Annotated in this window: 10 protein-coding genes; 2 read left to right on the forward strand and 8 right to left on the reverse strand. The window is 71.4% G+C overall.

What is annotated here, in order from left to right; genetic code table 11:
• Window positions 1–2: 2 nt before the first annotated feature.
• Window positions 3–458, reverse strand: coding sequence for a hypothetical protein (locus ACFQE5_RS17625; RefSeq protein WP_379586471.1), 456 nt, complete (start codon window positions 456–458; stop codon window positions 3–5).
• Window positions 459–1,469: 1,011 nt separating this feature from the next.
• On the opposite strand from ACFQE5_RS17625, the gene ACFQE5_RS17630 reads away from it, so the two are divergent.
• Window positions 1,470–1,964, forward strand: coding sequence for an ester cyclase (locus ACFQE5_RS17630; protein ID WP_379586473.1), 495 nt, complete (start codon window positions 1,470–1,472; stop codon window positions 1,962–1,964).
• A 133-nt stretch (window positions 1,965–2,097) separates the two neighbouring features.
• Here ACFQE5_RS17630 and ACFQE5_RS17635 read toward each other — a convergent pair whose 3' ends face one another.
• Both ACFQE5_RS17635 and ACFQE5_RS17640 read right to left on the reverse strand, forming a co-directional pair.
• Window positions 2,098–4,317 (reverse strand): UvrD-helicase domain-containing protein, encoded by a 2,220-nt coding sequence (locus tag ACFQE5_RS17635; protein WP_379586475.1) that lies wholly within the window; start codon window positions 4,315–4,317, stop codon window positions 2,098–2,100.
• Window positions 4,318–4,545: 228 nt separating this feature from the next.
• Window positions 4,546–5,979, reverse strand: a complete 1,434-nt coding sequence (locus tag ACFQE5_RS17640) for a protein adenylyltransferase SelO (RefSeq protein ID WP_379586477.1) — start codon at window positions 5,977–5,979, stop codon at window positions 4,546–4,548.
• Between the two features lie 191 nt (window positions 5,980–6,170).
• On the opposite strand from ACFQE5_RS17640, the gene ACFQE5_RS17645 reads away from it, so the two are divergent.
• Window positions 6,171–6,590, forward strand: a complete 420-nt coding sequence (locus ACFQE5_RS17645; protein WP_379586479.1) for a VOC family protein — start codon at window positions 6,171–6,173, stop codon at window positions 6,588–6,590.
• 43 nt (window positions 6,591–6,633) lie between these two features.
• Here ACFQE5_RS17645 and ACFQE5_RS17650 read toward each other — a convergent pair whose 3' ends face one another.
• The 5 genes from ACFQE5_RS17650 to ACFQE5_RS17670 form a co-directional block, all read right to left on the reverse strand.
• On the reverse strand, window positions 6,634–6,987 hold the full coding sequence (locus tag ACFQE5_RS17650; RefSeq protein ID WP_379586481.1) for an MmcQ/YjbR family DNA-binding protein: 354 nt from the start codon (window positions 6,985–6,987) through the stop codon (window positions 6,634–6,636).
• 104 nt (window positions 6,988–7,091) lie between these two features.
• Window positions 7,092–7,814 (reverse strand): alpha/beta fold hydrolase, encoded by a 723-nt coding sequence (locus ACFQE5_RS17655; RefSeq protein WP_379586483.1) that lies wholly within the window; start codon window positions 7,812–7,814, stop codon window positions 7,092–7,094.
• 111 nt (window positions 7,815–7,925) lie between these two features.
• Entirely contained in the window at window positions 7,926–8,372 is a 447-nt protein-coding gene (locus tag ACFQE5_RS17660; RefSeq protein WP_379586485.1) for a GNAT family N-acetyltransferase, read from the reverse strand.
• Window positions 8,373–8,390: 18 nt separating this feature from the next.
• A complete protein-coding gene (locus ACFQE5_RS17665) occupies window positions 8,391–8,675 on the reverse strand; it encodes a hypothetical protein (protein ID WP_379586487.1) in 285 nt (94 codons plus the stop codon).
• Between the two features lie 177 nt (window positions 8,676–8,852).
• The coding region (locus tag ACFQE5_RS17670) for an Hsp70 family protein (RefSeq protein WP_379586489.1) at window positions 8,853–10,397 on the reverse strand (1,545 nt) is incomplete at its 5' end.

The raw sequence follows: 10,397 nt of genomic DNA on the forward strand, positions 1-10,397 counted from the left end.
AACTACTCGCGTCCTGCGGCTATCGCTGCCATCGCCGCAATGTCTCGCTTGCCGGACCAGTACGGCCCACTCGGAGAGCAGACGGCCGCCGCGTGCGTCTTGAGTGCTCCTTCCCGGGGAAGGGAGAGGATGCTCCTGACCTGAGCGCGGGTCAACCGCCCCGCGTCGATGTCGTGTTCAGCCGCTGCGAGCATGAACGTCGTCTCAATCGACAGACGATCCTTCAAGCTTGCGTATGATCCATTGCTATTCGCCTCCGCGTCGAGCACTCGCAGCCTATTGACGCCGTGCGTCGTCAGAACCTTCGCGACGTCGTCGCGGAGCCCGAGCAATGCGCGAGCTCCATCGAGTCCCCGTGGGAGGCGCAGCAAGTACGGCTCCGCTTCCAGCAACTCCCCGTCGTCGACAACGGACAAGTAGGCCGTGTCGGCGGCGACGTTGATCCCGACTGTCCGCATCGCCTTCACCTTTCGAGAGCAAACGCGGCAGTGTGGCCGACCGGGGGTGGCAACACTGACTCGGTACGTTCGAGCGAGCACACAGCGTAGCGGATCACCCAGTCGGGGCGTCAGCGACTCGCCCCCTCAGCCGGGAGCGTGTTGCGGACGGACCCGTAAGAGCAGGCGCATGCTGGCAGAGTCACGGTCGAGGGACAGCTCACACCGCTGCCGAATCTGCCTCTATGGGATCAAGGCGCCGCCTCCGGCGGCGCGCGGGGCCGGCCACTCCGGCCCCGCCGACCACTCCCTCTACCTCCGGCCCGGTCGGGCCGGCGCGTCCGGCTACCCGGCCCCTCAGCCGCCGAGTGGCGCGAGAGAGCTCGAAAAGCGAACGGGCAAAGACGAGCGGCAGCGTGCTGATGCCCTGCCCCCTCGGCCGGAAATGATCCACGTCTCCACGGTGGCCGCAAGGGCGCCTTCGGCGTCGCTCCGCGATGGCGCAAGCGCCACCCTTGCCCCCACCGCTCCGACGAGCAACGCGGCCAGGACGAGGGGGACAGGGGGAAGAACGGGTCCGAGCGCGAGCCTGCCCCGCACGAAGGTTCGGCGCGGGTTCCTGTGGCGCCCGTCCAGCTCGACCCGGTGGGCGCCCTGTCGAGGGGCAGATTCGCGCTTCGGCCAGGGGTCTTTCGTGCCCCGAGCGTGCCCGGACGGGTGGTCCACTGCGGCCATTCACGGTCAACCCCGGCCGCGCTGGCCAGCAAGACACGGCCCTGATGACGTGGCATCCCCTGGTTCCCAAGCTGAGAACGCGGGTTCGAATCCCGTCATCCGCTCCAACACCAAAGGCCCAGCTCAGACGGTGTCCACACCGGAGCTGGGCCTTCGTCGTGAGTGGCCTCGGACAACCCGCGTGCAATTGGCGTGCAACTACCCGGCCGGGGCGAGGGCGGCGGCAGGACCGTCCTCGTCGACCGATGAACCGAGCTTCGAGACAGGTTGCTGAGTGACGAACGGCAGCGTGAACGCATGATCGAAGCGTCGCGGAGTACGCTCGGCAGCTCTCATCTCAGCGGTTATCGACCGAAGGAGGCGAGACGACCCATGTCGGCAGAGGAGAACCGAGCGACACTCGACGCCGCCGTCGCAGGCTGGAACAAGGGTGACGGGGAGACGTACCTGAAGCTGTACGACCCGTCGGTCCGGCACCACGGTCTCGGACCGGAGCCGTTCGACCAGGCAGCCAACCGCGCCTTCTACGAAGGTATGTGGGCCGCCTTTCCAGGCTCACAGCTCACGATTGACGGAACGATCGCCGAGGGCGACCAGTTGGCGGTGCGATTCCATCTCAGCGGCGAGCACCACGGCGAGTTCATGGGTGTCCCCCCGACGGGGCGGGCGGTCGTCCTCAACGGCCAGACGGTCATGCGCTTCGGTAACGGTCGAGTGGTGGAGCGCTGGACGACGGGAGACCTGCTCGGCCTCATGATCCAGCTCGGTGCTTTCTCCGCTCCTGGCGGATGAAACGGAGAGCCCCCGTTCCGCCGGTTCCCACGCGCCTGCGCCACCGTCGGCGCCGGCGTTCACCGGCCTCGTGGGGTCCTCACAACGGATGCGCACCTGCGAGGACCCCAGACGGTCTGCGTGGTCGTGCCGCTCAGTGCTCGACGTGCAGCAGCCCGAGCCGCTGGGTGGCGCGGGTCATCGAGACGTAGAGGTCGGCGGGGTTGCGTTCCCTGATCCGCTCCGGATCGACGATCACGACGGAGTCGAACTCGAGACCTTTCGCCGACACCGGGGTGTGCAGGTGCGCGGGCAGACCGGCGAGGGCGCCCACGTCGGCGGCGATGACCGCCAGCGTCCCGCGGCCCAGCTGCGCCACCTCCGCCTCGACGATCGTGCGCACCTCGGCGGCGAGGGCGGTCGCGGGCACGGTGCGCTGCCACGGCTCCTCGCCCGTCGCCCGCACCGATTCGGGTGGCCGGCTGTCGGGTGCGAACTCGGCCAGCACGGCAGCGGCCGGCGTCATGATCTCGGCGGGCGTCCGGTAGTTGACCGTGAGGGTCCGGTAGGTCCACCGGGAACCGAGGTGCGGGGCGAGCACCTCCGCCCACGCCTGCGCTCCGGCGGGGGCGCTGCGCTGCGCGAGGTCGCCCACCGCGGTGATCGAACGGGACGGGCAGCGCCGCAGCAGGACGTGCCAGTCCATTGCGGAGAGCTCCTGCGCCTCGTCGACGACGAGATGCCCGTACCGCCAGTCCCGGTCGGCGGCCGCCCGCTCGGCCACGCTGACGGGGCGCCCGGACACCTGCCGAGCGGCGAGTACGTCCGCGGTGACGAAATCGGTCGGGCGCAACTCGTCGGGATCCTCCCCGGCGACGCTGCGGTCGGCCGACTCCAGGATGCTCAGCACCTCCCCGGCGTAGCCGCTGTCCGGCTCGACCGGTTCCACCGGCCCCTCGGGCAGGGGGCCGAGCAACTCGGCGAGCTCGTCGAGCAGGGGCGCGTCCGCCACCGTCCACTCCGATCCCTCGGCGCGGTACAGCCCGGAGAGGTCGATCCGGCCGCCCGCCGAGACCAGCCGGTCCGGCGACGCGTAGAGCTCGGCGAGCAGCCGCTGCGGGGTCAGCACCGGCCAGAGTTCCTCGACGGCGGCGTGGAAATCGAGGTTCGAGCGCAGGTCGTCGCGCAGCTCGGCGCGCAGCTCCGCGGTCACCTCCGCCGCGCCCGCAGGCTCGACCTCCGGGAGGTCGCCGAGTTCGCGGAGAAGGTCGGCGAGCTCGGGCGGGTCCTCCAGCTCCTGGTCGAGCCGTTCGAGGCCCTGGTCGACGAGCAGGCTGCCGAGCGTGTCGCGGAACGTCGTTCGGGCCGCGTTGTGGGGCAGGCCGGTGGCCCGGGCGCGCCTGCGGGCCGCTGCCGCCATCGCCCGGTCGATCTCGACCGTGACCTCGTCGAGCTCGATCGGGATCGGCGACCCGGGGAGTTCCTGCCGGTCGGCGACGGCGCGGCGCAGGATGTCCAGCATCGCCAGCCCGCCCTTCGTGCGGGCCGCCTCGTCCGAGTCGAGGGCGGTCGCGACGACGCCGTGCGCCAGCCGGCCGGGGGTGGTGAACACCACCGCCGACTCGCCCAGCGCGGGAAGCACCCCTGCGACGTACCGGATGAACCCGGCGCTGGGGCCGACGACCAGCACGCCGCTGCGGGCCAGCCGCTCGCGATGGGTGTAGAGCAGGTAGGCGACGCGGTGCAGCGCGACCGCGGTTTTCCCGGTCCCCGGGCCGCCCTCGATCACGACGGTGCCGGACAGCGGCAGCCGGATGATCGCGTCCTGTTCGGCCTGGATGGTCGTCACGATGTCGCGCATCGTCGACCCGCGCGGCGCCTTCAGCGCGGCGAGCAGCGCCGGATCGGACGCGGATTCGGAATCGGCGTGCCCGAGGGCCGCCCGGTCCAGCACATCGTCGTGGAACGTGGCGACCCGTTCGTCGGGCGCCGTTCCGGCAATTTCGAAATGCCGACGCCGGGTCACGCCGAGCGGCGTGGCCAATGTTGCGCAGTAGAACGGTTGGGCGGCGGGCGCGCGCCAGTCGAGGAGCGCACTTTCTCCAGTCCCGGGGTCGGTGAGCCCGATGCGGCCGATGTAGGCCGTCGACCCGTCGGTGTGGTCGAGCCGGCCGAAGCACAACCCCGCGCGGGCGGCGGTCAATGCGCCCACCCGCTCCGACCAGCGATGCACGGAGACGTCCCGCTCCCAGCGGGCGCTGAGCTCCCCGCCCGTTTGCGCGGCCAGCATGCCCCGCGCCTGGGCCGTGGCGGCCGCGAGCTCGGTGGCGAGCAGCGCATGCAGCCGACGGATCCGGCCGGTCTCCGCCGCCAATTCCTGCTCGAAAGGGGGCTTGTCCGCGCTCTCCCCACCCGTGCTATCCTGAAGTTGCGGAATGCCGAGTTCATTTTCTGATCGCACCCATGAGAATAGCTTTTCCGCATACCGTTGCGCAAAGTCGCATCAGGTGAATCGCTTGAGTGTGCGCGGTAGAACGGCTGGCGCGTCCTGCGCCTGACTCGACACATGACACGTCCGTCGGCGCGGGACGGCTGGGGCGGGTCAGGTCCCGCAGTAGGTCACGTACGGACCGGACCCCGGTTCGGCGTAGCTCTCCAGGCCCGGACGCTCGTCGTACGGGTGGGCGAGGACGTCGAGGAGGCGCCGCAACGGCGTCAGATCGCCGCCGGTCGCGGCGGTGAGCGCCTCCTCCACCCGGTGGTTACGCGGAACGTAGACCGGGTTGACCCGGTCCATGCCCGCCGCCACCGCCTCGCGGTCCGCCGGCAGCAGGGCCTCCCGGCGCCGTGCCCACGCGTCGAAGGCCTCCCGGTCCACGAACAGGTCCCGCGCGGTGCCCCGCGCCAGCGCGCGGAAGAACTGCGTGAAGTCGACCCGCTGCGCGTGCAGCAGCGCCAGGAGATCGGTGATCAGCTGGGGGTCCGGGTCGGCGAGCCCGAGCTTGGCGGCCATCCCGGTCATCCAGTGACCCTCGTAGCGCTGGATGAACCCGTTGACGGCCTCGGTGGCGGCCTCGATCGCGGCGTCGGTGTTCTCGTCGATCAACGGAAGCAGCGTCTCACCCAGGCGCGCCAGGTTCCACTGGGTGATCGGCGGCTGGTTGCCGTACGCGTAGCGGCCGCCGTGGTCGATCGAGCTGAAGACCGTCGCGGGATCGTAGGAGTCCATGAACGCGCAGGGGCCGTAGTCGATCGTCTCGCCGGAGATCGTCGTGTTGTCGGTGTTCATGACGCCGTGCACGAACCCGACGAGCATCCAGCGTGCGACGAGCGCGGCCTGCACGTCGATGACCCGCCGGTAGAACTCCAGGTACCGGTTCTGCGCCTCGGCCGCGGCCGGGTGGTGGCGCGCGATGGCGTAGTCAGCGAGCGCGCGCAGCAGCTCCGGGTTGCCGGTCGCGGCAGCGTACTGGAACGTGCCGACGCGCAGGTGGCTCGCGGCGACGCGGGCGAGCACCGCCCCGGGCAGCATCGTCTCCCGCACGACCTGTTCGCCGGTGGCCACGACCGCCAGGGCGCGGGTGGTGGGGATGCCGAGGGCGTGCATCGCCTCGCCCATCAGGTACTCGCGCAGCATCGGCCCGACGGCCGCCTTCCCGTCGCCGCCGCGGGCGAACGGGGTGCGGCCGGAGCCCTTCAGATGCAGGTCTCGACGCTGTCCGCGCCGGTCGAGGACCTCGCCGAGCAGCAGTGCCCGGCCGTCGCCGAGCCGCGGCACATACGTCCCGAACTGGTGACCGGCGTAGACCTGCGCGACCGCGGAGACACCCTCCGGCACCCGGCCGACGAGCAGCGCGATACCGGCGGGTTCGGCGAGCGCGTTCGGGTCGACGCCCAACTCCTCGGCGAGCACCTCGTTGAGCACGAGCAGTTCGGGCTCCGGCGCCGGCGCCGCCGTCCACGGCAGAGAAAGGCTGGGCAGATCACGGGCATAGGAGTCGTCGAACTCCATCAGGACCCCAGCAGCGACACTCACGGCTTCGAGGCTACGTGGCTGCGCGGACTTCGGGATCGGGACCGCACGTCCACCCGACTCGCGGTCCGGAATGGCGGTCGGCAGGAGGCACTACCGGGGGATGCACCACGGTGGCACGACCGGGTTCGATGGCCCCCGTGATGCGGGCTCACCCCGTCACGTGGAGCGGCGAGCCGAAAGGACGCTCGACGATGGACTATCTGCTGGAGCTCGTCCTCCTCCCCGTCACCGATGTTGATCAGGCGAAGTCGTTCTACACCGAGAACGTCGGCTTCGACCTCGATGTCGATCACCAGGCCGGACCCGACTTCCGGGTCGTCCAGCTGACGCCGCCGGGCTCGGCCTGCTCGATCGCCTTCGGGTTGGGGATCAGCGACGCCCAACCCGGGTCGGTCCACGGCCTGCACCTGGTCGTCACCGACATCGACGCCGCGCGGGCCGAACTCATCGAGCGCGGCGTGGCCGTCACCGAGATCCGGCACATGACCCCGGACGGGTGGGTTCCGGGGTCGGATCCGGAGCACCGCGACTACGGCTCGTTCGCCGACTTCGCCGATCCCGACGGCAACCTGTGGGTCCTGCAGGAGCGCGGATACCGACCGCCGGTGTGACCCCCGATCGGCACAAGCGTCACGGGTCGCCGACCGGTGCCGCTCAGGTGGCGGGGCGTTGTGCGTCGAATGCCGCGCGCAGCCGGACCGGCGCCTTGATCCGCCAGGCCTCCTCGACCAGCTCGGCGAGGTGACCACCATCGATCTTCGTCAGATCGACGAGGATGGCTCCGTAGCCGTCGTAGTGCGGCGTCGTGGAGAACGCCGGGTCACCCGAGGCCAACATGGCCTCCTTCTCGTCAAGCTGACACATCAAGACCAGAAGGCCCTCGGCCTCGGTGCGCAGCCGCGCGAAGGACTTCCCGCGCACCCGCAACGCCGGCGTCCGATACGACGTCGACACCTCCACCTCGGGCAGTGCCGTTCCGATCGCCACCACGTCATCCCACGTCAGCATCCGCCCATCCTCGCCGCCCCGCGGCGGGGTGTCGTGGACGAAACGGATCAGGCGCACCGGTGCTTCGTCAGCGGTAGGCGCCGCGCGCCGCAACCGGCCCGGGATCAGGGCGTGTGCTTGGCCAGGAACTCCTCGACCGCCGACCGAGCGCCGGGCCGGTCGGCCGGGTCCTTCCAGCGTTCGAGGAGCTGGGCGTTGGGGGCGGTCGACGCGAGCGCGCGCGAGGCGCTGCGCGGATGGAACTGGTCGTCGCCCATCAGCACCAGGATCGGCGTCGCGAAGGTGGCGATCTCGGACAGGGGGACGCTGAAGAGAAGATCGTCGCCGCCGTACATGCCCTCGCGAAAGCTGGCCCAGTCGTCCTCCGTGGCCTCCGGATGCGCGTCGCGCAGCTCGGCGGCCCACCCAGCGAACATCTCGTGGAACGCCTCGCGATTGCCCTCCAGGCCGATCGGCTGCAACGCCACCGCCGACGCGATCCGGCCGGGCACATGGCGCAGCAGGTTGAGGATGTAGGCACCGCCGATGCACATCCCCAGCACGTGGAAGCGGTCGACGCCGAGGTGGTCGAGCAGGGCGAGCTGGTCGGCGGTGTAGGTGTCCCAGCCGTCGGAACCGCTGATCGGCCCCCTCGACGCCCCCGCGTTGCGCTGATCCATCGCGATCACCCGGTAGTCACCGGACAGCTGCTCGATCGGGTTCCAGGGCGCGCGGTCCCAGAACTCGATCGCCGAACGCATCCCGCCCGGGGCGATGAGCAGCACCGGAAACCCGGACCCGTGTTCCTCGTACTGGATGCTGACGTCGTCTCGCACAAAAGTCGCCATTCGTGGGCCCCCTTCACCCGCACACATCGCCACGCTGCCATACCGTTGGCCAGGTCACCGCTGCGACACCTCCGGCCCTGAAGGCCGATCCCGTTCGCGCCCGCTGACCGATCACCCGAGCGCGAGGCGCATCGTCGGCAACTCCCGGCCCAGCGGTGAGTCCACGAACCCGATGTGCCGGCCGCCCATCCGGCGGTAGAACCCGACGGCGTACGGCTCGGCGTCCCACTCCAGGAACCGCGCACCAGCGGCCGCGGCACGCTCCCGGGCATGGCTGAACAACGCACGTCCGATGCCCTGGCCGATCACGGCCGGTTCGAGCCACAGATCGTCGAGGAAGGTGCGTTCGTCGCGATGCACCAGCAGATAGAAGGCCAGTACGGCGCCGCCGCGCTCGGCCACCCACGCCTCGTTGGTGGCGATGACGTCCGGGGTGAGCCCGAGGGTCTCGGCGAAACGCGCGATGAACTCCGGCGGATAGGGCCAGTACGCCTTCGATCGCACGGCGAGCTCGGCGAGCAGGCCTGCCTCGTCCGGCCGCGCCCGGCGGATCAGCACCTCACCAGGATCGCACGCTCAGCGGCGCGCCTCCCACGGCTCGGGCGAGCGTGGCGCCGGAATCTCGAAGAATCCGCTCATCAGCCCGCCCGGCAGCGGGGTCTGCGTCTCCCACCGTGTCGCGCGCGCCGCCTGCAGCCTGCGCCGCGGTGCCTCGCTGGCTCGCACGACCAGCAGCAGCAGCACGGTCCCGACCAGCACCGGCGCACCGATCAACAGCACCGGCCAACCGAATGCAAGATAGGCGAAGACCAGCGCCGCGATCTCCATTCCCATGACCGCCGCCACCATCCGCGCCACCATCTGCCCCTCCTTCGATCCGCGCCGCCCAGCCGCGCTTACCCGGCCACGATCATTCATCGATGACGGGCCGCGAACATCAGCAGGCGATGAGATTCGATATCTGAACGAGACCGGAACCGGCGCGGGGGCTCCCGGCCGCGCCGGTTCCAGTCCCTCCCCCCGCTTGCGGCGAGGTGGTCAGGTGGCCGGGCCGTCCGCGGGAGACGTCGGCGCCGAAGCCGCCGTGGTGGTCACACCGCCCTCGGTGGAGCCTGAGCCGCCCGGCTGCGGATTGGTGTTCGGCGGCGGCGGAGGCTCCGGACTGGTGTTCGGCGGCGGAGGCTCCGGACTGGTGTTCGGCGGCGGAGGCTCCGGATTGGTGTTCGGCGGCGGAGGCGGCGGCGTCCCAGTGTCGCCGGCCGACGTGGGGGTTGATGGCTGGTTGTGCGGCGGCGGATTGGTGTTCGGCGGAACGGAAGCGGGCGGCTGGACCGAGGCCGCGGACGAGCCCTGGCCCGGCGCGGGCGCACCGGCTCCGGCCTGCTGCGCCGCGGGCCGGGCGTTCGGGACTCCACCGACGGTGCCTGCGCCGCCGCCACCGGTGACGCCCGGGTCGGCCGAGCCGTACCCGGCCGGCGCCGGTGGCGGGACGGCGAGGGGGACGCCGGAGGCGTCGACGGGTGCATCCACGACGCTGGTGACGGCACCCCCGGTGGTCGCCCCGCTCTTGGACGTCGTCGCCGAGGCCGTCGGCCAGGTCAACACCGCCAGCGTGACCGCCGCGGCCGCCAGCACGCCGCCCGCGCCCACGAGCACGCCGACCGGGCCGCGACGCTGAACCGGCGCCCGCTCCTCGGCATCCCGGTGCGGGATCGGCTGCACCGGCGGACGAGCCGGCTGCGGCTGCGCCGTCCAGGCGGTCGGCATGGCGGCGCCCGCCCCCTGGGGGGCGCCCATCCCCGCCGCGGCGAACCCCCTAGGGGCTTCCGGGGCGACGGGTGCGGCGGCCGGACCCGGTACGGGGGGGACACTCACCGCGGGCCAGGACGCGGTGGGCTTGGGCGAGACGGCGAGAGCGGCGCCCTTGGCGATGGCGTTCTTGGGGTCGGCGTCCACCGCGACCGGCCGGCCCAGCTGCTCGGACACCAGCTGGGCCACCAGCGGGATCCGCGAGGACCCGCCGACCAGCAACACCGCGGTCAGCTGCTCGGGGGTCAACCCGGCCGAGTCCACCGCCCGACGCAACGCGGCCACCGTCTCCTCCACCCGCGGCCGGATCATCTGCTCGAACTCGCTGCGATGCAACCGCACCGAGGCCTGCACCCCGGGCACCACCACCGGCACCGTCACCTCGGTATCGGCACTGAGCGCCTCCTTGGCCTCGGTGCACTCCCGCCGCACCCGCGCCACCGCCCCCAGCACCGCCGGATCCGCCTCGTCCAACCCCTCGAACGCCTCCGGACACCCGGCCAACACATGATCGAACACCGCCTGGTCGAAATCCACCCCACCCAGCCGCTCGATCCCCTCCGGCCGCCCCAGCAACCCGAACCCGGCCCCACCCGCACCCGGATCCCCCTTGCGCACCACCGCCGCATCGAAGGTCCCCCCACCCAGGTCGTACACCGCGATCCGCGCACCCGCCTCGACCCGCTCCGCCCCGGCATAATGCACCGCCGCGGCCTGCGGCTCGGCCACGAACGTCACCACCAACCCCACCCGACGCAACGCCCCGGCCAACAA

The organism is Pseudonocardia hispaniensis, assembly GCF_042658695.1.
In the GTDB taxonomy this organism is placed as follows: domain Bacteria; phylum Actinomycetota; class Actinomycetes; order Mycobacteriales; family Pseudonocardiaceae; genus Pseudonocardia; species Pseudonocardia hispaniensis.

Excerpts from the sequence above, each read along its gene's own strand:
- ACFQE5_RS17650 (WP_379586481.1), bottom strand. The coding sequence starts at position 6,987 with ATGCTGACGTGGGATGACGTGGTGGCGATCGGAACGGCACTGCCCGAG.
- ACFQE5_RS17655 (WP_379586483.1), bottom strand. The coding sequence starts at position 7,814 with ATGGCGACTTTTGTGCGAGACGACGTCAGCATCCAGTACGAGGAACAC.
- ACFQE5_RS17625 (WP_379586471.1), bottom strand. The coding sequence starts at position 458 with ATGCGGACAGTCGGGATCAACGTCGCCGCCGACACGGCCTACTTGTCC.
- ACFQE5_RS17645 (WP_379586479.1), top strand. The coding sequence starts at position 6,171 with ATGGACTATCTGCTGGAGCTCGTCCTCCTCCCCGTCACCGATGTTGAT.
- ACFQE5_RS17630 (WP_379586473.1), top strand. The coding sequence starts at position 1,470 with ATGATCGAAGCGTCGCGGAGTACGCTCGGCAGCTCTCATCTCAGCGGT.
- ACFQE5_RS17665 (WP_379586487.1), bottom strand. The coding sequence starts at position 8,675 with ATGGTGGCGCGGATGGTGGCGGCGGTCATGGGAATGGAGATCGCGGCG.